The 23,041-nt window shown below is 45.3% G+C and carries 18 protein-coding genes; 8 read left to right on the forward strand and 10 right to left on the reverse strand.

Features of this window, described 5'->3' with window-relative positions; translation table 11 throughout:
• Nucleotides 1-133 precede the first annotated feature (133 nt).
• The 3 genes from RIB93_RS20170 to RIB93_RS20180 all read right to left on the reverse strand — a co-directional run bounded on the left by RIB93_RS20170 (nucleotide 134) and on the right by RIB93_RS20180 (nucleotide 4,062).
• Entirely contained in the window at nucleotides 134-1,681 is a 1,548-nt protein-coding gene (locus tag RIB93_RS20170) for an ArnT family glycosyltransferase (protein WP_446374954.1), read from the reverse strand.
• An 888-nt stretch (nucleotides 1,682-2,569) separates the two neighbouring features.
• Nucleotides 2,570-3,715 carry a quinone-dependent dihydroorotate dehydrogenase gene (locus tag RIB93_RS20175; RefSeq protein ID WP_446374956.1) on the reverse strand — a complete coding sequence of 382 codons (1,146 nt, stop codon included), beginning with the start codon at nucleotides 3,713-3,715 and terminating at the stop codon, nucleotides 2,570-2,572.
• A gap of 119 nt (nucleotides 3,716-3,834) precedes the next feature.
• Nucleotides 3,835-4,062, reverse strand: coding sequence for a hypothetical protein (locus RIB93_RS20180; RefSeq protein ID WP_446374958.1), 228 nt, complete (start codon nucleotides 4,060-4,062; stop codon nucleotides 3,835-3,837).
• Between the two features lie 77 nt (nucleotides 4,063-4,139).
• Here RIB93_RS20180 and RIB93_RS20185 point away from each other — a divergent pair, with 77 nt between their 5' ends.
• Together RIB93_RS20185 and tsaB are read left to right on the forward strand one after the other, a co-directional pair.
• A complete protein-coding gene (locus RIB93_RS20185) occupies nucleotides 4,140-5,693 on the forward strand; it encodes a serine/threonine protein kinase (RefSeq protein ID WP_446374960.1) in 1,554 nt (517 codons plus the stop codon).
• Nucleotides 5,694-5,756: 63 nt separating this feature from the next.
• Nucleotides 5,757-6,416 carry a tRNA (adenosine(37)-N6)-threonylcarbamoyltransferase complex dimerization subunit type 1 TsaB gene (tsaB, locus tag RIB93_RS20190; RefSeq protein WP_446374962.1) on the forward strand — a complete coding sequence of 220 codons (660 nt, stop codon included), beginning with the start codon at nucleotides 5,757-5,759 and terminating at the stop codon, nucleotides 6,414-6,416.
• A 119-nt stretch (nucleotides 6,417-6,535) separates the two neighbouring features.
• Here the strand turns inward: tsaB and RIB93_RS20195 are convergent, their stop codons facing one another.
• Entirely contained in the window at nucleotides 6,536-7,147 is a 612-nt protein-coding gene (locus RIB93_RS20195; RefSeq protein ID WP_446374964.1) for a PEP-CTERM sorting domain-containing protein, read from the reverse strand.
• Nucleotides 7,148-7,337: 190 nt separating this feature from the next.
• Nucleotides 7,338-7,952 carry a tRNA isopentenyl-2-thiomethyl-A-37 hydroxylase MiaE gene (gene miaE / locus RIB93_RS20200; RefSeq protein ID WP_446374966.1) on the reverse strand — a complete coding sequence of 205 codons (615 nt, stop codon included), beginning with the start codon at nucleotides 7,950-7,952 and terminating at the stop codon, nucleotides 7,338-7,340.
• A 324-nt stretch (nucleotides 7,953-8,276) separates the two neighbouring features.
• Here miaE and RIB93_RS20205 point away from each other — a divergent pair, with 324 nt between their 5' ends.
• Entirely contained in the window at nucleotides 8,277-9,026 is a 750-nt protein-coding gene (locus RIB93_RS20205; RefSeq protein WP_446374968.1) for a metallophosphoesterase family protein, read from the forward strand.
• 96 nt (nucleotides 9,027-9,122) lie between these two features.
• Here RIB93_RS20205 and RIB93_RS20210 read toward each other — a convergent pair whose 3' ends face one another.
• Both RIB93_RS20210 and RIB93_RS20215 read right to left on the reverse strand, forming a co-directional pair.
• Nucleotides 9,123-9,974, reverse strand: a complete 852-nt coding sequence (locus tag RIB93_RS20210; RefSeq protein WP_446374970.1) for a M48 family metallopeptidase — start codon at nucleotides 9,972-9,974, stop codon at nucleotides 9,123-9,125.
• Nucleotides 9,975-10,068: 94 nt separating this feature from the next.
• A complete protein-coding gene (locus RIB93_RS20215) occupies nucleotides 10,069-10,485 on the reverse strand; it encodes a thiol-disulfide oxidoreductase DCC family protein (protein ID WP_446374972.1) in 417 nt (138 codons plus the stop codon).
• A gap of 364 nt (nucleotides 10,486-10,849) precedes the next feature.
• Here RIB93_RS20215 and RIB93_RS20220 point away from each other — a divergent pair, with 364 nt between their 5' ends.
• Together RIB93_RS20220 and RIB93_RS20225 are read left to right on the forward strand one after the other, a co-directional pair.
• Complete coding sequence (locus RIB93_RS20220) at nucleotides 10,850-11,701, forward strand: DUF2382 domain-containing protein (protein WP_446374974.1); 852 nt, start codon at nucleotides 10,850-10,852, stop codon at nucleotides 11,699-11,701.
• Between the two features lie 102 nt (nucleotides 11,702-11,803).
• Nucleotides 11,804-12,673, forward strand: coding sequence for a DUF2382 domain-containing protein (locus tag RIB93_RS20225; protein WP_446374976.1), 870 nt, complete (start codon nucleotides 11,804-11,806; stop codon nucleotides 12,671-12,673).
• A 339-nt stretch (nucleotides 12,674-13,012) separates the two neighbouring features.
• On the opposite strand, the gene RIB93_RS20230 is transcribed toward RIB93_RS20225, so the two are convergent.
• Nucleotides 13,013-13,909, reverse strand: coding sequence for an endonuclease/exonuclease/phosphatase family protein (locus RIB93_RS20230; protein WP_446374978.1), 897 nt, complete (start codon nucleotides 13,907-13,909; stop codon nucleotides 13,013-13,015).
• A gap of 250 nt (nucleotides 13,910-14,159) precedes the next feature.
• On the opposite strand from RIB93_RS20230, the gene RIB93_RS20235 reads away from it, so the two are divergent.
• Nucleotides 14,160-15,848 carry a potassium channel family protein gene (locus tag RIB93_RS20235; protein WP_446374980.1) on the forward strand — a complete coding sequence of 563 codons (1,689 nt, stop codon included), beginning with the start codon at nucleotides 14,160-14,162 and terminating at the stop codon, nucleotides 15,846-15,848.
• A 669-nt stretch (nucleotides 15,849-16,517) separates the two neighbouring features.
• On the opposite strand, the gene RIB93_RS20240 is transcribed toward RIB93_RS20235, so the two are convergent.
• The gene (locus RIB93_RS20240; RefSeq protein ID WP_446374982.1) at nucleotides 16,518-19,244 is read right to left on the reverse strand and encodes a right-handed parallel beta-helix repeat-containing protein; all 2,727 of its coding nucleotides are present in this window, start codon (nucleotides 19,242-19,244) and stop codon (nucleotides 16,518-16,520) included.
• 238 nt (nucleotides 19,245-19,482) lie between these two features.
• Here RIB93_RS20240 and RIB93_RS20245 point away from each other — a divergent pair, with 238 nt between their 5' ends.
• Nucleotides 19,483-19,692, forward strand: a complete 210-nt coding sequence (locus tag RIB93_RS20245; RefSeq protein ID WP_446374984.1) for a hypothetical protein — start codon at nucleotides 19,483-19,485, stop codon at nucleotides 19,690-19,692.
• A gap of 158 nt (nucleotides 19,693-19,850) precedes the next feature.
• On the opposite strand, the gene RIB93_RS20250 is transcribed toward RIB93_RS20245, so the two are convergent.
• Nucleotides 19,851-20,903: a pentapeptide repeat-containing protein gene (locus tag RIB93_RS20250; RefSeq protein ID WP_446374986.1), complete on the reverse strand. Its 1,053-nt coding sequence runs from the start codon at nucleotides 20,901-20,903 to the stop codon at nucleotides 19,851-19,853.
• Between the two features lie 989 nt (nucleotides 20,904-21,892).
• Here RIB93_RS20250 and RIB93_RS20255 point away from each other — a divergent pair.
• Nucleotides 21,893-22,924: a CHAD domain-containing protein gene (locus RIB93_RS20255; protein ID WP_446374988.1), complete on the forward strand. Its 1,032-nt coding sequence runs from the start codon at nucleotides 21,893-21,895 to the stop codon at nucleotides 22,922-22,924.
• Nucleotides 22,925-23,041: the final 117 nt, after the last annotated feature.

The following is a 23,041-nucleotide window of genomic DNA, read 5'->3' on the forward strand; positions in this document are numbered from 1 at the left end:
ATACAACATGGCTGCCATATAATGATTCGCTGTCGCTCAATTGTTTATTTGAGGGGGTGAAACTTATCCCCGTGCATAGTAATGACAGGGGCTTGCGTTCCACCCCCTCAAACTCCCCCTATTTTTCGGTCACTCAATCGAGAATTGCAATTAAGGTGAAGCCTTCGCTACTACCAAGAATGACGCGATCGCGAACGGGTAATCCTGCCAACGTTGACTCATCCACCAGTAAATACGCCGACGTTGACGCCAACTGTTGCAACTGAGTTGTATCCGTCGGAATCACTTGGCGATCGCTATAAAAATCTAAACTGGGACGCCGATAACCATAAGATGTATAAACCACCGTGTCTGGGGGCGTGTGTTCCTGAATCAACTGGGCAACTGGTTTCACCGCAAAGGCTTCATTTAATTCCCAAACCCAGGATGTAGACATGATCAACAGCAACAACGCCACGTAAGTTCCGCCCAATAAAATCGGGATAAATTGGCGATTATGCTGGTAAACCTGCCAAGCTGCTAAACCCATTGTTAACGCCACAACCACTCCCATCATAATCAACACAGGCTGCGGATCTGCCAGGATAAAATAAACACATCCCCCCACCCCAGCAACTGCCATTAACCCCAAAAGCCAGACTAAAACTTGGGGATAATGCTTGCTTTCTTGCCACAATTGTGCTAAGAACATGCCAACGGCTAGAGCAAAAAAAGGGTATAACGGCATAATGTACCAAGGCAACTTTGTTCCTATCAGGGAAATCGCCCCCAGATAGCCAACAGTACCAATTAGTACCAGCTTGCCCCAACTCCGTTGACGATGATGCCAAGCTAGCGCCAATCCGCCAAACCAAAACAGGAACCAGGGAAAGCTGTATTTGAGTAATTCCAGCAAATAATACCAAGGCGCACCCTGATTTCCCTCCACGGATTCCGAAATGCGGTTCAACCCCTGCGCCTGAAAATGCACCTGCCAAAAGGTTTCGCCATAATACTGCCACTGAACTGCATACCACGCGATCGCAGGTGTACTCCCCAAGAGAATACCTAGCCCCAAATAGGGACTCTTTAACTGCGCCCATTGTCCATCAGCCAAGAGAAACCCAAACGCGATCGCACCCAACAGGATCACCAAAATCCCTTTGGTTAACGTAATCAATCCCAGGCTAATCCCCATCCCAACCGCCCAACGCTTATCCTGACGCGCTTTCAGCAGACACACTAGCAATAGCAGAAAAAACGACACCACCGTACCATCCAGCATCGCCAGACGCCCATGACGCACCACAGGTAACAACGTCAAATAAACGCTAGCCGCAAATATAGCCGGGAGACGTTGAGCAAAAAGTTCTCGCCCCAACAAATAGAGTAGCGGAACCCCACAAGCAGACAAAAATGCTCCCGGTAGGCGAGTGGTTAATTCTCCAATTCCCCAAAATTTATACGACAGAGCCATTAACCAATCCACTAACGGGGGTTTGAGTAGATAGGGTTCCCCGTGAAGTGTCGGATGCAGCCAATTCCCGGTGCGATAAATCTCTCTGGCAATTAGGGCGCGAGTGCTTTCATCCCAGTCTCGTAGCGGTACATTCCCTAGAGAAATACTTCCCAGGAAAAAGGCGGCTAAGGAAAAACCGATTAGCCAATGGTTGTTAGTGAAATTCAGTCGTAGTTTTGCCATTTATCATTGGTTCTTTGTCATTTATTTTTACCCAATGACCAATGATGGCGGTGAAGTGGCTTTCTGAGCATCCTAGTGCAGGATGCACCCTTTGCCCTCTAACTTAATTGACAAATCGTAACATTAATAACTAAACGGTTCGCCAATTACCTATATTTTTGACAAAGGTGGCAAAGGTGGCGAGTTGTGTCTGATGACGACTCAATCTATACCGTGATCCTGAATCCTGAACGGCTTCAGTAATTATTAAATGTTTTGCGGGCATCTAACAGTTCTAGATAAGATATTGGCACGACGATGGGCCACAGGATAGTAGCAATAAGCAAAAGCACCCAAGAGGAAAATTTCTCGTTTTGGGACAGGCTGTCATCATGTTGCATGAAATCTAACCATCGGCTAAAGAAAATCGGCAACATGATTACGTAAAATGCGATGGCTCCGATAAAAACTGTTTCCCACATAAATAACCTCAGTAGATTGAAAATTTGGTGGTGAGTGACTCCACGATAGAGAGCTTCGTTGTCTATTCGTTACTCTGACCCGAAGGTACAAAAAAAAGGATACTATCCTAGATGAAAGATCTACACTTGACGTAAGCGTTTAAGTGCTTGTCAAATGAGTCTGCCTAATTGGCGTTTCCTGATCAAGTTACTCTTTCTCAGTGAACTAATAATACTGACCTACTAGATTTAAGGCAAGTTATTGAGCGTGATATTGTTACAAAACTCAACAACAATATCTATCTCTAGAATGGTCTTCATTCTATACTATTCTAGTATTGAAAAAAAGTTGTGGCTAGGGATAACCTGATGATTCGTGCAGTGTTATCCACCCTAGTAGGCTGTAAAGGCAGACTGGTGTTGACAAAGCCTTTACCCGGACTCAGCTTCACTCGGTAGAGGCTTGTGCCTGCTCCACCACCTGAGTAATCGAACTCAATCCTTGTTCTTCCAATTTTTTTAACAATCCCTGCATGATTCGCCGTGCCATCCAGGGTCCTTCATAGACTAATCCGGTGTACACTTGAATCAAGCTAGCTCCGGCGGTGAGTTTTTCCCACGCATCCTCGGCGGTAAAAATTCCCCCCACGCCGATAATCGGTAATTTTCCTTGGGTTTGCTGGTGAATAAACCGAATCACCTCTGTGGAACGTTCCCGCAGTGGCGCACCACTAATTCCGCCAGCTTCTTCAGTCACGGGTTTACCTGTGGCGGCGATGACTTGGGTTTTCAGGATATCCCGGCGAATCGTTGTATTCGTCGCCACAATTCCCGCAAGCTGATAGGTTTGAGCTAAATCAACAACATCCGCGATCGCGTCCCACTCCAAATCCGGTGCAATCTTGACTAAAAGCGGCTTTTGCCCTTGATTATCCTGTTGCAACGTCTCCAAAATGATTCGCAGTTGTTCAGCATCTTGTAGCGATCGCAATCCGGGTGTATTCGGTGAACTTACATTAACCACAAAATAATCCCCCCAGGGCTTAAGTAGGCGGAAACTGGCTAAATAGTCCGTTGCTGCCTCTTCTAAGGGTGTTACCTTAGACTTACCCAGATTGATCCCCAACGGGATCGGCTCAAACGGCTGATGCGCGATCGCTCCTAATCGGTCTGCCAACGCTTGCGCCCCTCGATTATTAAACCCCATGCGGTTGAGAACGGCTCTATCTTGGAGTAAACGAAACAACCGGGGTTGGGGGTTTCCGGGTTGGGCGTGACTGGTAACGGTTCCAAGTTCAGCAAAGCCAAACCCAAAGATACGCCAAATTCGAGCTGCTACCCCATCTTTATCAAATCCGGCGGCTAAACCTAGAGGATTAGGGAATTTCAGTCCCCATAAGGTTTGTTCTAAGCGAACATCACTCAGGCAAAAGGCTTGGTGCAATTGAGAGGAAAGCCAAGGAGTTGAGGAGGATTTGTATGTACGATCTAGCCAACCTAACAAATGCATTGTCTGTTCGTGCGCCCACTCCGGATCTGCCTTCACCAGCGAAAATAGAATGGGGCGAATGGCAGATTGGTAAATATCAGTCATTGGTTATTTGTCCTTTGTCCTTTGTTATTTGTCATTCGTCATTCGTCAAAACACTGATTTCACGGATTGATTGGAGAGAGTGGGGTAAGGAAGTGAGAGGTTAGTTACACTGATTACATTTAGTGACATCCGGGTGACAACCGAAAAACTGCCCCATCTTCCCCTGCTCCCCCAGCTCCCCCAGCTCCCTCTGCTCCCCCAGCTCCCCCAGCTCCCCCAGCTCCCTCTGCTCCCCCAGCTCCCCCAGCTCCCTCTGCTCCCCCAGCTCCCCCAGCTCCCCCAGCTCCCCCAGCTCCCCCAGCTCCCTCTGCTCCCCCAGCTCCCCCATCGTTCCCATTCCCTGACACCTTATCCCTAAATCTAGATATTCTGAGTTAAAGTGAATTCTGAACTGACAATTTTTTCTCAACCCTAAGGTCAGTGTATGAACTCGTTAGTTGGTAAAACCCTACAGGGTGGCAAATACACTCTAGAGCAAGAATTAGGACGAGGGGGCTTTGGCATCACCTATAAAGCCACCCATCACTATTTAGGGCAGGTGGTGGTGATTAAAACCCTAGACGAGTCCATGCATCGTAACCCCGACTGCTCTCGGTTTCAACGCCTATTCCAGGATGAAGCACGACGGCTCGCCTTATGTACCCATCCCAATATTGTCCGAGTCAGTGACTTCTTTGTGGAAGCAGGGTGGCCCTACATGGTCATGGACTATGTAGACGGTCAGACCTTACAAGAGATTTTACATCCCGGCAAACCCCTCCGTGAAGCCACCGCCATTCATTACATCTGCCAAATTGGGGACGCTTTAACCGTAGTCCATCAAAAAGGTTTACTCCACCGCGATATTAAACCTGCCAATATCATCCGACGAGAAGGAACACATCAAGTTGTCCTCATCGACTTTGGCATTGCACGAGAATTTAGCCTGAATACAACTCAAACCCACACTAACATGCTGTCTGAGGGCTATGCTCCTTTAGAACAGTATTTAATCAAAGAAAAACGCACCCCAGCCTCCGATGTTTACGGTTTAGCCGCCACTCTCTATACCCTTTTAACTGCCCAAATCCCCACACCCGCCGTTATCCGGGAGCGCCAACCTATGCCTGCTCCCCGTGATCTCCAACCCCAACTCAGTGCTGCCGTAAATCAAGCTGTCATGCGCGGGATGGCAATTGAGGCGCGTTATCGCCCTTCATCGGTAGCCGAATGGCTATCCCTGTTGCCGGATGTATCCTTTGAACCCAACCAGGAATTCCTCTCCCATCCTGTATCAACAACCAACGGAGCCACTATTGCGTTAACCCCACCACAGGAAGCCAGTTCCCGTCAGCGAGAGTCCCAGCCCACTCAATATACGCCTTTGCATCGACGCTTAGGTGTTTCTCCCGTTTTACTGGGAATGAGCGCTGTAATTGCTACAGGTTTAGTCGGATTGGGAACGATTTGGTATCAGTCTCAAAATGTCTCAACTCCACCAGCGGCTGAACCCTCATCCCCAGAGGAACCCCTAAACTCTGATACCGAACTTAATGATAGTGAGGATACGTTCCAAGAAACGACTGAACCCAGCCAGGACAAAAATGCCCCTTCCTCAGAGCAGGAACAGAAACCCTCTCGCCGCTCTTTTCCCGGATTCCCAAAAAAATCGAGTGATTCAGTTGAACCCTCTCCCTCACCAACTTCTGAAGACCCTTCATCCACTCCTACAGAATCACCCTCCTCTGAGAAAAAATCGCCAACTTCAACCCCTAAACCTTTACCTAATTCATCCCCAGCATCCCCAAATCAATCTCAACCGCCAGAACCGCCAGCCCCTTCTCAAAAGGTTCCCCAATCGGCTGAGTCTTCTGAATCGGTCAGCGAACCCCCGTTTGAGTCTGTTGGCGACCCCCTAGAAAACATGAAAAAAGCGCCTGCTCCCCCAGAAGCTCCCCTACCCAAGAAACCCGAAACTACTGAGGAGAATGAGGAATGACAAATAACGTAGCTTGCTTCTCACGCTCTTCGAGTATGACAAATGACCAATGACCAATGACCAATGACCAATGACAACCAATACGGTTTAGCCCTACATACCACCAGTCCCCAACTCGGATTAGCCATTAGTAATTTTCAGAGTGAGCCTCGTGCAGCTACCTGGGATTTGGGACGAGATTTATCAACTCATTTACATCAGCACTTGAGTGAGTTTTTACTCCCAAACGCTTGGTCAGATGTGGCATTTATTGCCGTCGCCAAAGGTCCGGGCAGTTTTACAGGCACTCGTATTGGTGTGGTAACAGCCCGAACGTTGGCACAGCAACTGGATATTCCGTTATTTGCCATTTCCACTCTGGCAGCCGTGGCTTGGTCGGCAACGCTTCAAGGGAAAGAGCATCGGGAAACCTCACACGAAAGAGCGATCGCACTACAAATGCCAGCTCGACGGGGGCAGTTGTATACTGCAATCTATCAACTCTCCTCAGAGGGTTCTAGCTTGACACCGCTTGTACCTGATGGGGTGATGACACCTGATATCTGGCAACACGTCCTCGACACTCAAAACCTCCCCTATCAACTGATTGAGGTATCCGTTAATTTAGGAACCTGTGTTACTAGCCTATTAGACTTAGCTTATTTAGATTGGCAACAAGGCAAGCGCCCTCATTGGTCACAAGCATTACCATTTTACGGACAGCATCCGGTTGAACCTAAGTGATACTGATGAACAGCCAAAAACCCACACTATAATGTCAGCTTAGTGTGGGTTTTTGAATAGAAACATGATTAAGCCAGCTTGAAGCTAAGAGGCATTCAAAGCGCGATCGCTTCAGAACTTTACTGAGCTTTACGACGACGGGTCAGAGCCAATGCCCCACCAATTAATCCTAAACCGACCAAAGTAGTGGGTTCAGGGATATCTGTTACTTGCGCCGTGATCGAAAAGTCGTTGAAGTCATAAGGAGCAATTCCCTTATCTTCAAAGTCAATCGTGTACTTGCCAGCATCAGTTTGTTCAAACTTAAACAATGCCAGTGTCTCGACAGGCATATTCAATAGATCTGTTGACCAAACCTTACCATTGTTACCAGAGTCAAGCAGTAAGCTATACTCTACACCACCTTGAAACTCGAACCAGTTTGTACAGGACCCATCAGGTGCTGTGACAGAGGTGGGGCAAGTCCCCATAAAATCTGAACTATCCGTATCAAATGCCTCGTTCTCGGTAAACAGGGTATATACGGGTGTATTTTTATCGGTTGCTTCTACAATAAACAGGGTTGATTGGAACTTACCGTGAGATTCCAGGAACTCAAAATCAACTTTCGTATCGGTATCAAACAAAATACCCCCATTGTTAAATGAGGCAGCGTCTGCTGGCATCGCCGATAAAGCCAGAGTACCGCCAGCAACTAAGCCAAGGACTGTTGAAGTCTTTGCTAGATTCATCGTTAGCATCTCCTAGGTAGAGTGACTGTTGACTGATCACTTTGACTATACTCTGAGGTAACTTAATTGGTTCAATTTGTGGGTTAAACTTATCAATTCTTTAGAATAAATTCTGGAGAAAGTTATCATTTATACATAAGTAAAAATAATAGGTCACAAAACTAACTCGCTTAATTCCCTCACCCTAACCTTAACTGTGAATTCGAGGTTCTGGGTAAAGCGTGCTAAGTAACTGACTTTCTACCGTCGCCAGTTCTGCTAACCTCTGGCTGACAACCTCCCGCTCAAAATAGGTGTCCGCTAGCACCCAGTAAACCCCGTAATGTCGTGCTTCAGATGTCATCAAACCTTGATAAAACGCGGCGAGTTCCGGGTCAGGACAGTGAGTTGCCAGTAATCCCAGCCGTTCGTTAGAGCGAGCCTCAATTAAAGCGGCAACCAGTAAAGAATCTAATAGCCGATCCGGTTCATGACGACGAATCTGGGCTTTCAGTTTAGCACCATAAGGCGAGGGAGAGAGGGAAGCTAAAGGAATACCCCGTCGTTCCAACCATTGATTGACCTGCTCAAAGTGATCCAGTTCCTCACGCGCGATCGCGGTAAGCTGACGAACCAGTTGCGTACTCGATGGATAGCGAAAGATTAAATTCAGGGCTACACCTGCCGCTTTGCGTTCGCATTGGGAATGGTCGAGTAGAATGAGATCAAGGTGAGCTAGGGCTTGTTCAACCCAAGTCCAGCTCGTGGGTTGTTGGAGGGTATGAATCATTACCCAGGGAGAATCTAACACAGGTTTTGGTGACATCGAACTGTCTTTTGAATCACAATAGGGGGAAGATGATTAGGATAGAGACTGGTATTCGAGGAAACTGGTATTTATCAATGGCGTGCTGGATGCTCAGCGGAAAAGGTGTGAAATTTAATGAATTTCCTCTGAAACCCGGAAGATAGATGTTAGCACTTGTTTTAACTAATAGATAATAGAGTATCCTGACCCTGAGAATCTTGCCTACCCCTGGTAAACATACCTCGGCACACAATAGTCCAGCTTTTGGTAACCAAACTGGTGCAAGTAAACGTTTATGGGTGCTACCTATTATTTGACGACACGGATTTGGATCAATAAACAATGACTCACCGTCGGATTGTTATCGGTGACGTGCATGGGCACTACGATACCCTAATGACCTTATTGGATGCGATCGCTCCTAGCAAAGACGATCAAGTCTATTTTTTGGGAGACTTAATTGATAGGGGTTCCCAAAGCTCTCAAGTTGTTGAATTTGTCAAGCAAAGCCCTTATCCTTGCTTGCTAGGCAATCATGAGCAAATGCTATTAGAAATCCTGGGTCAGGGAGAAATCTATGGTCCAGCCCTGCAAGCATGGCTCTATAGTGGCGGTCACAGTACCATCAATAGTTATGGTGAGAGTGGTGTCCGCCAAGACCATATCGAGTGGATGCGTACCTTACCCACCCATCTCGATTTGGGAGATACATGGTTAGTCCATGCTGGAGTTCATCCCCGTTTACCCTTAGAAAAGCAAACGACAGAACAATTCTGTTGGATTAGAGACGAATTTCATAGCATTCAAGAGCCTTATTTTACCGATAAGTTAATTATCATTGGTCATACGATTACCTTTACCTTGCCAGGAGTACAACCGGGACGAATTGCCCAAGGTAGAGGATGGTTGGATATTGACACGGGCGCGTATCACCCGAAAAGTGGTTGGCTCACAGGATTAGACCTGACAAACTCACGGGTTTATCAAGCCAATGTTTTTAAACAACGGGTTCGCCAAATGCCACTTGAGGAGGCGGTGACAAGGGTAGAACCTTCACAACTCTTACCACGTCGTTCTGTACTCCGTTCCTAGTGCAGTATGGGGAAGCAATGTAGAGACGTGCCATGGCACGTCTGGGAAGCTGGGAACCCAAAGAACTAGGGATGGATGTTGCTACCAGAGATAATCCTATTGCAGGGGGCGAATTTTGGCTTTATAGGCACTTTCATCCAAACCATCACCGACAGTAGCTTCAGCCGGATCGATCGCCTGATTCAATGCGTTAATGCGATCGCCAACGCCTGGATGAGTGCTGAGGAAAGAGGGGACGGAACCGCTTTTCTTCTGGAGTTTTTCCATGAAATTTACCATGGCTGACGGTGCATAGCCTGCTTTTTTGAGGATGTCTAACCCAACTTGATCCGCCTCAAATTCATCTTCACGACTATTGGGTAACCGCAGCGCCAAGTCTACGCCAATATTGACTAAGGTATTGCGATCTAGACCGGCGGCAACGGCTACTCCCCTGGCGATCGCTGTCTGGCGCATTTGTTCAATCATGTGTTCTTCTTCGATATGCCCGATTTCATGGGCAATTACACTAGCCAGTTGAGCCTCATTGTCCGCCGCTTCAATCAAACCTGTGTGCAAATAAATAAAACCCCCCGTAGTCGCGAAGGCATTAATGCCGTCATCCCTAACCACCTGAAACGTATAGGGAATCGTCGAGCGTTGAGTTTCTTTTGCCAATCGCTGACCAATCTGATCAATGTAACGGTTGACACTGGAATTGCGATAGAGTTGGATCTGGTTTCTCACCAACTGCTGATTGATCTGCTGCCCGATCTCGACTTCCTGGCGCTCAGAAATATTGGAAAGTTGGATAATCTGGACGCCTCGGAAAATCAGATCCAGCCAGGGAATTGCTTGACTCACCTGAGGTGTACCCACGATCAGGCTAAACGTCAAGATCGCTGACACAAACGGATATAATAAACGACGACGGTGACGATGAGAGCAGAAGGAGAAAGGATTAATCATGGTACATAAAATTAAAATAGCTACAGTTCAGGCACTCAAACAATAGACGCTCCTTACAGGGTATAAGTTGCCATTGGCTCTCAAGAAACACTTATTACGTCTGGCAATTTTGGTTATCCTGACATCCCAGAGGATAAGCTGAATTGTAGGTACTCGATCGCTTGCCAAACCAACTATACCGATGATCACGAACCTGTTGATATGTGCGATCGCCGAGCCATTTCATTCCAGGCATTGCCCGGTATGCTGAGACGAACACCTCGCCCATGGGCAACAGACGCCCAATTTCCTCAGCCGCCTCACTCCCTTGCCACCGACGTTCCGGGGATGCCCTATCGATAAGAATCATTCCCATTTCGCAGTCTTGGGGGGTAATGCCAAAGGTTTCACAGGTGGCTTCATCCTGCATGGGAATGTAATCAAACTGCTGTCCTTGATCCAGATTTTCCAGAAGCTGCACTAAGGTGACACAAAGATTGCAGTTGCCGTCGTAAATAACGTGATATTGCATCAAAGGGGTTAATCCCACTCCTTCTGAGTTATCTTTATTTACTATACCTAATTTAATCTATTCCTATAGGAGGATAAAAACAGATAATTCATCGTGTTATTTTATGGGAATTTATATATTGTATTTGATGAAATCCTGTAGCCTAAGGGGATATTGTTAAATTTAAGGAATTTGCGTAGAAGAAAGTTAGTCAATTAGCACAAATATTCTCAAGCTAAAGAAATCACCGTATCATTGTAAAAAAAATCACTAACTACTTTGGTTTATGTCTTTTGATGGATTCACAAAAGGTCTTTTTTCTGTAATCTGAAAGTAGATTGCGAGAGTTAAACTCTCAAAGATAAAGAAACACGGAGACTATTCTATGAATCTCATCAAAATAGACAAATTTTACCCTAACTATAAAGAACAGATTTTCGGTGGTGATGACATTAAAGGATATGATGTCTACTCTGATCGAGAAGAGAAAATCGGTGAAGTTCATGATGCTCTTCTGGATGAAAATGGTCGTTTCCGGTATCTAGTCATTGATACAGGGTTCTGGATCTTTGGTAAAAATGTCTTGTTACCTGTAGGTTATGCTCGGATGGACTATGACCGTCATCGGGTTTATGTGATCGGTATGACCAAAGCGCAAGCCGAAAGCTTACCGGAATATCATGACAACATGAGCATCGACTACGACTACGAAGAACGAGTCCGCAACGTCTACCGGCCTATGGCGACTAATCGCTCGACGCCATCAACATCGGCTCAAGCGACAACCTATAATCGCGACACCTACACTTATGATCATGAGCCTGAACTCTACGCTACTACTGAGCAGGATCATAAAAATATCAAGCTGTATGAAGAGAAACTAATTGCCAACAAAGACCGTTACAAGAGCGGTGAAGTTGCTATAGGTAAGCACGTAGAATCTGAAACAGCTCAGGTATCAGTTCCTGTAGAAAAAGAGCGGGTTGTAATTGAGCGGAACAGTCCCTCTGAAGCCCGCGAAGTTCAACCAGGTAGTGCCGATTTCCACGACGGTGAAGTTGCTCGTGTGGAAGTTCATGAAGAGGCAGCCAATATCGATAAGAAAGCCTTTGTCCGGGAAGAAGTTGGTGTCAAGAAAGAAGTTGAGCGTGACACCGTAGATGCCAAAGAAACGGTTCGCCGCGAAGAATTAGAAGTCGATGTAGATGGCAATCCTGTCGTCAAGGGTCGTCGGTAGAATTCTGAAAGCGATTGAATTTCACCGATTGAACTAAATAAATTGGTGGATACGGGGGTGGGCATTGCCCACCCTACGTTTAGTAAGTTGGAGAAGTAAGCTATGATCCAAGAAGAACCTAAAAGCAGTTATACAAAGGGTAAAATAAAACAACTATTAGATCAATTTAGAGAAAAATTCACGTTCTTTACTATCGTGAATCAAAAAGGTGAAGTCCTAGGACGGGTTGAGGATTTCTGTGTCGAAAAAAATCATCGGCTTTATATGGTGATGTCTGCCCAATGGACAAACGCTGAATCTCCCTGGTTTCTCCTCAGTCGCCAGCACATTCAGACAATTGACCCAGACAATAGAATTGTAATTGTTGACCTATCACCAGCGGAACTTGAATACTTGCCTGTATATCAAAAAAGGGAAACCCCAACAGCAAAGCTTTCCGAGGACTTACCTCACTCGTCAGTAATCTCTACAAGTGCTGTTAATTCGGAAAAAGCTATGGATGCTGAAGAGAGAGTGAATAGTGATCTAGAACAGTCTGATCAGACATCAGAGATAGTCGAAGAAGACATGATTCGCTTGCTAGAAGAAAAGTTAGTCGTTAACCGCAGTAAGCAGAAAGTCGGTGAAGTTGTCGTTCGCAAAGAAATTGAAACCCGTGTAGTAGAAGTTCCTGTACGGCGGGAAAAATTAATCGTTGAACAAGTTGGTGAAGAACCGAAACAACTGGCAGAAATTGATTTAGGGAAAGGGAAAGTTACAGGTGTTCCCGATAGTTTAGAGACGAGTCTACCGACAACGACTACTGTCAACGGTGAATTTGTTTCACCTAAAGCAGCCAGCGATCTTTTAGCCGCGATCGCGCTGCAAGATAATCACGGCTGTGTTAACGTGCGTGTAGAGATAGTCGTGGACAATCCAGAGCTTCAGGAAACGTACCAACAGATGTTTGATCGCTGTCGTGGGAGTAAATAGGGAAGCAGGGAAAGAAACAAATTAAATTAGAGCTTATCCGAGCCGTATTGAGATCGCTGTGATCAGCTGTTCGGCATTTAAACCTTAATATCAATAATGGCGCAATCCTTGCCGTAGTAGTGCGAGCATCTTGCTCGCTACCCAGGAGCATCTTGCTCGCTACCCAGGAGCATCTTGCTCGCTACCCAGGAGCATCTTGTTCGCTACTCATACCCAATTTAAATGCATTACAGCTTATTCTTGAATAAATAACGTTTTCCTTTCGATACTATTGTGACGCGATTTCCGAATTCCTATGTCGGCATCTAATGAAACAATTTGTATCTTTTCCCCTCAACCTTATAGCCTTCTGCCCTCTACATTCTCCCCTCTACCTTTTTGGACTAGATGACCAACTAAACCAAAATGGTCAGATGGGAAAACATTAGGACAATCAGGGAAAATAGGTGCTAATCCCAGGCGTTCAATGGATTGCGGCTGCCAACCTGGAGCAGCCGAACGGAGTAAGATGCGGTCAAAGCGAACTTTTTTATGTTTCTGTTTTTGCTGTAATCTCATTAGATTAATATCCGTATCTTCAGTATAGCCCGGTTCATCACCTCTGAGAACTGCCCACATATCTTGATAGCGACAGTCGATATTACGGTTCTCATCTTCCCAAGATGAACAAAAATTAAAGTCTCCCATGAGTACAGCATGATCGGACTGTTCCAATAGGGGAAAGATATCAGCAAGCTGCATAGCACGGATGGATGCAAATTTCTTCTTGCTTTCTAAATGAACCGTAGCAATATTAAAATTTCGCCCATTAAGCTGCAATTCAGCACAGAGGAATTTGCGGCTCATTTGACTGATAAGTTCGCAGAAAAATAACCGATCTATAGGAAGCTTAGACAGTAAGAGAACGCCATAAGGATTTACTGTTACTCCTGTGGTGTCGGAACTATAGTAATTCTTTCTAACCCAGTCTTGCTCTAAAATTAGTTTGAGAGAGGTTGGGGTGACCTCTTGCAACGCGATCGCGTCAGCATCACAGTCTTGAATAAGCTTCAGTATAGCTTCGTGGCGTTGTTGACGATGATAGTCGGAAAACCAGATATTATAGGTGACCAGTGTTAGTTCACTGATATTTGTGTGACTGACAACATCGGTTGATTGAGTCCAAGCTTGTTTTTCGGGATTAAACCTCTTAGGATTGAGTTCTTGTAGGTCTGGAGGAATCGGAGGCTTGGTCATAAACTGTTTTCTAGTTAATTACTATTAAGTTTAAGAGTAAGGATTTCCTTTCGTCAATAAACAGGGATTGCTGCTGATAACCGCAAAAAAAGCCACCCTATTTGCCGGATAAATGATCAACCCGGATCACTTTTTTCCAGATTTCTGCTAGTCTTGGTGTCTTCGGTTACAATGGTCGCGGTAAATCTGTAGGAAAATAGGTGTTCAAAACACGACCAGGCAAAACTCTGTCTGTGGATAAGACAAATTCATGAAACCCCGAATCATCGTTTGTGGCTTGGGTCGCACTGGCTATCAAATTTTCTCCCTATTAAAGCAACAGGGAGCCTCTGTTGTCGGAATTAGCGATCGCCTGGTTCCTGGTAACTGCCAAGATCTGATTATCGGCGATTTTCGCGCAGCTGCCACCCTACTCGCCGCTGGAATTCAGGAGGCGCAAACCCTAGTCATCACCTCTAGCGATGATGCCTTGAATCTGGCTATTCTCACCCAAGCCCGAGTCCTCAATCCTCGGATTCGGATTATTAGTCGGCTATTTAACAACAGCTTAGGCGATCGCTTGGATCAGATTCTGCCCAACCATGTTAGCCTCAGTGTAGCCGCATTAGCCGCCCCCGTGTTTGCCTTTGCCGCGATGGGGAATCAAGCGATTGGGCAACTGCGACTATTCAATCAAACTTGGCCCATTCACGAAGAACACATCCATGAGTCTCATCCCTGGAACGGGCGTCAGTTGAATGAGTTGTGGGAAGATCGATCGCGGATGTTGATTTACTATCGACCCGTAAAAGGGCAGGTGAGTTTGGTGTCAGCCGTTGTGCAAGGGCGAAAATTACAACCTGGCGATCGCATAATTGTTGGCACTCAACCCAATATCCGCAGCCGTCGGGGTTCTTGGCTACGCCGACTGTTTAAAGTGCTCACTAACGTGCGACAGTTTCAGCACCATGGTCAACCCATTCTCGCCGGAACTCTCGCCCTCCTGCTAACTATTTTTATCGCCACACTCACCTACGTTAGCGTTCAGTTGAATACCTCAATTGTTGACGCCCTCTATTTTTCCGTGGGTATGATTACTGGGGCTGGCGGGAAAGAAGAAGTGGCAGAATTAGCACCTGACAGCATCAAGATTTTTACGGCAGTGATGATGTTAGTTGGGGCAGGTGTAATTGGGATTTGTTACGCCCTACTCAACGATTTTATTTTAGGTACTCGTTTTAATCAATTTTTGGATGCTGCCCGTGTTCCCAGTCGCCATCATTATATTGTTTGTGGCTTGGGGGGTATTGGTGTCCAGATCATGAATCAACTGCATACTCATGGCTATGACGTGGTTGTCATTGAACCCGATACCCACAATCGATTTCTCGGTGTTGCCCGTTCCTTGGGAGTCCCCGTGATTATCGGTGATGCGAGTTTGGCGACCCATTTAAAAGCGGCGAATATCCATACAGCGGAAGCCTTATTAGCGGTAACCAGTAGCGATATGACTAATGTCGAGATTAGTTTAAGTGCCAAAGCCTTAACGCCCAATTTACCCATCGTGGTGCGAAATCATGACCCCCAATTTGCCCGAGGCGTGCAGCAAGTTTTTAATTTTGAGGTGGTACTTAGTCCCACCGAATTAGCCACACCTGCCTTTGCCGCCGCCGCCTTAGGTGGACGTATTTTAGGGAATGGCATGACCGGGGATACCCTGTGGGTGGCGTTGGCAACAACGATTACGCTGAAGCATCCGTTCTGTGGACGGCGGGTGAAAGATTTAACCCTAGATATTGAGTTTGTTCCTCTATATATTGAAACCCGAAATCAAAAGCTTCACGGTCGAGATTTATTGGACACAGCGTTAGCGGCAGGTGATGTTTTATACTTGACTATGCCAGCGTCACAATTAGAACAGTTGTGGCGAGTTACACCGTCTCAGTTATTGGCGAGTTGAATCTGGGGAACCTGTAGGGGCGGGTTTCACTACTATCGTTTATCTCACAAGGGATGTGACTAAACCCGCCAAAATCTAACGCTAAAGCCCTTACTACGAACTTACTAAGCAAGATCCCCGACTTCTTGGAGAAGTCGGGGATCTGTCTGTGTACCTCACTTACTTGAAAAGCGCTGTATGAACCCAACTCATGCATCCATTAATGAATTGCACTGAAAATTTGCAGTTTGATATCGGCAAAACCATTGATATAGCGCTACGCGCCAGGGAATAGGCAATAGGCTTTCTTGCAATAGTGAAGACAAAAGCTTAGCTGACAAGGGATTGACCCTTCGACTTCGCAGCAATTGAGCGTTCGACTGAACTTCGACAGGCTCAGTTGCCGCGCTCACGCGGCTCGACTGAGCGCTCGCCGAACGTCCGAAGTCCTGTCGAAATTCAGGGTCAAGCGATTTGAATTTTTCTTGATATGTCCTAACCTTAGTGCGTAGTGCTATATACCGTAGGGTGGGCATTGCCCACCAGCCTTATCTGAGCGTGCCATTCCAGCTCAAATAGTGGAATAGATTGTAGGTTGGGTTGACGCCTGTTACTAGGGCAGAATCTAGGGCTAAAGCCCTTACTACGAACGAACCCAAGCTAATTTACCAAATTAGGTGTGCCACGCCACTACGGAACCGGACAATCCCCTAGCGGCTCAACAGGCAATTGGGGTATCAAAATTGTGCCATTATTTGCCGTTGTATCGGCTTTAAATGTACTGTCAAGATCAATGTAATTTAGAGAGAAACCATTCTTGCTGGTATTATTACTCAAATCTAAACAGATAGTCGATTCCGGCTCAAGATTCGTCAGTGATCCAGTTTGTACTACAAAACCATTGGCATTGTCAAGAGTACCTAGGTTTCCTGTAAATGTATTAAATCGGACACCCGCGAAAAGTTCAGACTGATCTTCTGCTAATATCAACGCACCAAAACGAGCATTATCCATTACTGTGTTTCTTTCTAGTAGTAGCTGAAGAGTGGCATTATTGAGTGCGTCCACAAAAATGCCATCCGGTTCCGGTAAATTGAGTGTAATGCCCTGAAAGCCATTCCTATCCACTCGATTATCAGTGATCGTCAGTCTCAATGTGGCAGATTCTTGAATGCTAACGCCAATACCATGATGACCATTATTCAAAATCTCATTGTTGTCAATCGTGACGTCTAAATCTGACTCCCCGATCATAAAACCCGCAATCCCTAACGTTTCATTCTCAAAAATATGGTTATTTTGGACAATGACTTCTCCTTCAGTATCAGTAGTAGAGTCTACAGTTATTCCCCGCCCCTGATTTCTCGCGACGGTATTTTCCTCAATCATTACTATTCCACTGGAATTATCCAAGAATGCGAAGATAATCCCATCCCTTTGATTATTTAAAATAGTATTATTGGCAATAGTGAATGCACCTTGAGAATTATCCCGCATAAATAGGACAATTCCATTAAACTGATTGTCCGACAGCGTATTATCTAAAACTGTAACCGTTTCAGCGGAATCTGCAAATAATCCCATGATAATCCCGTCTTCTTGATTGCCCCTCAGATTATTGTTGGTTATGGTGACTATTCCATCGGAATTATCCACTAGTGCCATAGCAATTCCATTAAACTGATTGTCTGAAATCTGGTTATTGACAATTGTGACGCTTGAATTTGAATTGCCAAATAGTTCAGAGACAAGTCCGGTACTGCCATTGCTCACGATTGTATTCTCATTAACATCAAAGTTAACATTGATGGCATTCACTAATCTGACACCAATACCGTTAAATTGATTACCATTAATTATATTTTCAGAAAGGGTTACTGTACTGTCCTCAGCATTAAACAGAATAATATCCATCCCATCCCCTGTGGTATTTAGGATCTGATTTCTGATCAAGTTGAGGTTGATCGAACCCGCCGTATTCCCAATAAAAAATCCGCTATTACCCAAACCACCTGTCGTATCAATACTATTATCGGTAACGGTGACATTTCCTGTCGTCTCCAGTAGCACAATACCAGCTTGAGTGGAATTCGCGATCGCGTTATCCCGAATTGTTACTGTATCAATCTCCGTTCCCTCAATCGCAAAAGTACCCGCATCAGGGATATAAAACCCAGATAGGGTAGTTTGATTCCCCATTGTCACTGAAACTGCCGCGCCTGGAGTAATCGTCGGGAGTACCCCCGCACCCGATAGCGGTAATTGCACGATCCCTCGTTCTATCGTATCCACTTGCTGAATTGGACCTGTGGATAACACCTGCACTTGATCAGGAATTGTAAACGGCGGAATCCCTGGATTGGTTCCGGGTTGTACATAAACAATATCATTGCCATCAGATACCGTTTGATCTAACCCATTCTCAACGATACCAAAGGGATTTTCAAACGTACCCTCTCCCCCCATTTCACCTAAACGGATATGCTGGAATACATAAGGTTCCCCTGTTTCCGGATTCGTCGCTGGTACGTCTTGGAAATCATCTTGATGATCAATCACAATTGCATTCGTTCGCTGCACCGATTCTGCTACTCGTGCCAAAACTTGATCATCTTCATCCCCTAACCCTTGGGGACGACTTCCGGGAAATGTCGCTCCCACTGTAAACACTAAATTCGTGCCAAATAAATCATCATTTTGTAGGGACAACCCCAGATTAAAATTATCTGAAGGACGCGCTTCCAATCTTACTCGCCATCCCCATATCTCTGAAGTCCCTGCTGCATCATACCAATACAATCCCCCATAGCCGCGCAGATCCCCATCTATACCAATTCGAGCAAGTTTTGCGCCAACTTCTGCATCCCACCCTCCCATGGCGGCTTCTTTGTTTTGCCCCTGTTCTAAAATCAAGAAATTGCGGCGAAAGAAAATATCTCGAACTCCAGCATCACCAACTCCTTGGCGTGTATCGCCTATGGGTAAATAACCATTCACCCGAAAATCCCAAACAGTTCCTAAACTTTCTATGCCTAACCCCAATTGATTAAAGGTATTGTGACCTGTATGGCGGTTATCATAACTCATATAACCGCCCCAAATTCGATGGGAATTGGCACTATAGGTACGATATCCCAGGATCAGATTACCCCCCAAATTGGCATCATCGTTATCCAGGAAGAGTCGCCCTTCCAGAAACGTCAGATTTTTACCTGGAGTTTGCAAAAGGGGAACAAATCCCTCTAGGCGGGTAAATCCATCAAATCCACCACCAGAACTCGTATGTCCAATTCCCAAACGGGGTTTGATTCTCAAGTTATCAGCCGTTTCGGATGCCGCCTCTGTCTGCGCTAGCATTGGTGGGCTAGAGATAGAGAGGAGGAGTACACTGATTAATCCCAGTTTTGTGTTTTTCATTAGTCTAAAGGCAGAATTGAGGAGAGATGTTCCGGTGGAACCTTTCTCAATTCTGGTGAATGCCTGTAAATTTTCTATTTATACATTTGTGACCTATGTCACTACCTAACCTTATCACAGATCACGATTTACCTTTTAGGAAAATCACAAACTATCTTTTAGGACGATCACAAAATTGATCTAGAAAATGATTCATAATTATGACAACAAAAATAAACATTTAATATTTGTGAAGTCAATGAACGTTACTCTGCCTCAGACAAATATCGAAGACTTAGTGACTAAGGTTTTAATGAATCGCTGCATTACCCCCTCCGATCAGCAATTTTTAAAACGTGCTTTACTGTATAAAGATAGCTTAAAGGAACATGAACGAATTCTCATTGAACGAGTTTTTTATGGGATACGACATGGATTGCTGCAAATCCTTGAATCCACATCGGTTTAGCGATTGTTCGGGATAGATAAATTCCAGAAAGTTGGGCTGGGCGTTTTTCCACCTATAAAACCTTGTCCTCGAACGAAGTGAAGGAGCCGGAAGCGTAATCCGTAAAATTGCCACAAAGGAAGCCTACACCGACCCTACGGGTAAGGTGTAGGAGGATGTCACGAGTGTATTCTACCATTGGGCATGATAGTTCCGGCTAAGGAGGCATCACTTAAGTCCGCTCCCATTAAATTAGCGCCAATTAAGTTAGCCCCATTCAGATTGGCATGACTTAAGTTAGCATCCTTTAAATAAGCCAAAAGCAAACCTGCTCGCTGGAGATTCGACTCAGCTAAGTTGGCATGTTCTAAGTTCGCCTCTAGCAAATTAGCCCCTGACAAATTAGCTTTATATAAATTGGCTCGGTTCAGGTTGGCTTTGCTGAGTTGGGCGCTCTGCAAATTGGCTTTTTTGAGGAGCAATCCACTGAGATTGGCGAGACTGAGATTCGCATTTTGCAAGTGGGCGCCAGTCAGATTAGCCCCCGTAAGATTCGCGTGACTCAGATTCGCACAACTCAAGTCAGCCCTTGACAAATTAGCATGACTCAGATCAGCGCCCTTGAGATCCGCATCACTCAAGTCAGCCCCTGTTAAATTAGCATCTCGCAAATTTGCCCGATGTAAATAGGCTCGAATTAAGCAAGCGCCTCTCAGGTTTGCTCCCCTTAAATTTGCTTGGCTGAGAATGGCTCGATTTAAGATGACTCCCTGCAAATCTGCGGCTTTGAGACTAGCGCAACTGAAGCTAGCTCCCGTACAGTTTGCCTTTGCCAGTTTTGCTCGTTTCATTTTGGCATCGATCAGACTTGTGCCAATTAAGATAGCATGTCGTAGATCCGCATCGAGTAGAGTAGCGCCCGTGAGAATCGCACCACTCAAATCTGCTTCCCTAAGAATTGCAGCCGTCAGATCGGCTTGGGAAAGCGTGGCTTCAATCAATAGTGCATTCTTGAGATCAGCCTTACTTAAATCTGCATCTTTAAGTTGAGCGCCAATCAGTTTAGCTTTGGCTAAATTAGCTCGCTGCAAATGGGCAGCACTCAAATTAATGCGACTTAGGTTTGCTTCAGTTAAATCTGCTCTGATCAAATTAACTCCGGGGAAATTGCGTTCTCCAGTTTCGTGCAAATTCAGAAGTTTTGCTTTAGTTAAACATTGACTTGATTTCATAAAAAATGATTTAATTTATGGCTTTTGGTTAGCTATAGGCTATCTATTTTGGGATTAACAAAATGTTTTGAATTAGGATTTATATTTTCCATAGCCGAAATCGTATATAAATCCCAAAGAGGATAAAAATTCCCCTCAAAAAAGTGTATAATCAAAAACAGTAATTTTCTCCTCTATAGGGTCGGAGTTTAACGTAAATTAAATCCATCTCCCTATAAAAATATTAGATGCTGAGTGCCATGATTACTGAACGAGTTCGATAGACTAATCGTTATTAATGACTATCTTTGTCTTCAAATCAATGACTATAAATCAATGACTATAAATAAGCTTGTGGCAACTCTGTTGGTATCACCTCCAAAAGTTGGCATAATGAAAGCCAAAACTCCTGAATCAGGAGATAACTGCTCACCGATATTGGTTATTCCAACCGCTACAAAAAGTCTTTTCCTGACGATAAATTTTCATGCCAACCAGGTCTGGGCATTAAACTAGAAAAATCGCTGCTCGTTAATGCCCTAGTGAATTTTACTGCTGCGCCCAAGTCTTGAGAAGGCGTCATACCGTTGGAGTTGAATTGCGTTAGTTTGTTGTTGTAACCGATCGCCCAATTGTCAGTCGCGATAAAGGGCTTCCTTAGATAGCCATCGGTCTCCCGATTAGAGATCCCCTCAGACTATACCTCGCCGACATACTCCCTTAGGAGTTAGCGCGGGTCGTTGACGTCGATAAAACTCATGTTTTAAAGATAATCCCTGGGTGTCAGATCCGGCAAGGTATGATTCATGGCAAAATGGGGCGAAGATGCCCATTCCGCTCAAAAATCATCCCCAAGTCGTTCTCATTGCTGTTATTGGGAGTTGAAAGAACAATTTTTGATTCACGAGTATGGTAAACTCTTGTGATACAGGTTTTACAAACAAGCAACGTTCACCTCTATATGATTCCCTAGGGGCAAACGTTCCGGATGTCTACCCCACACCATACCGATGATAACCACTGCCTCATCCGACCCAAAGCTCTTTGGCTATTGGGCTTATCTAGCTATTGAAAAACATTTCCAGAGAACCGTTCAGTATGAAACTGATGTTCTCAAGGATAAAGATCCCGAAGCGCTACACCAAATGCGCGTAGGGATGCGACGGCTACGGACAGTGGTGAGCGGTTTTGCCCCAGCCCTGGTATTACCCAAAGGCGCTCGTGAGAAAAAGATTGCTAAAGTGGCGCGACGGCTGGGACAACTGCGGGATTTGGACATCATGCAAGATGCGCTGCAAAATCAGTATCTGCCCACTTTGCCCAACTCTGAACAAAAAATAGGCAAAAAAGTATTAGCAACGTTGGAAAAGCGACGTCACCAGGTCTTAGTTCAAGTTCAGAAAACTCTCAAGGATAAACCCTATCAGGAAATGAAACGGGCATTTCAAGATTGGTTGCAGACGCCGACTTACGGAATTTTTGCCGAATTTCCAATTGATCAGATTTTGCCGGATTTACTGTTACCGTTTGTGAGTCAGTTTTTCCTCCACCCCGCGTGGCTTATGGGTGTACACCTTTCAGACGGACAGAAGCAGGTGGCTCAGGATCTGAGTTTAGAGGATGTGGTTGAACTGTTCAGGGTTCAGGGTTCAGTGTTGCATAGTTTGCGGAAACAAGCCAAAGGAGTGCGTTATCAGATGGAATTATTTACTGATTTTTATGAGACGCCTTATCAGGATTATGTGAAAGAGATTAAATCGATTCAGCGTATTTTGGGACAGATTCAAGACAGTTTCGTCTTGGCAGAATTTCTGTCGGATTGTCTGAACTCAGAAATTAAGAAAAAACTCCCAACCCTGGTAGAGCAGTTGAGTGGCGATCGTTATCAATTATGGCAGGAATGGCGATCGCTCCAGGAACGATATCTCCATCCCAAAACCCGCAAGGACTTGCGTCTAATTGTTGTACACCCAGTAGAGAGCGCGACTCCCACCTCATCGGTTAATATCCAAGACGCACAACATGCCAATTTGAGTACTTAACATTAAATATTGAGATGATTTAATCTGTTGATTACCGAGCCTTTACCTTGATTGCTTACAGTAGAGCTGCCCTGCTATACCAGCTTGTAAAAATCTGGCTGGAGAGAGTTGCAGCCC

This window comes from Coleofasciculus sp. D1-CHI-01 (assembly GCF_040218875.1).
Lineage (GTDB): Bacteria > Cyanobacteriota > Cyanobacteriia > Cyanobacteriales > Coleofasciculaceae > Coleofasciculus.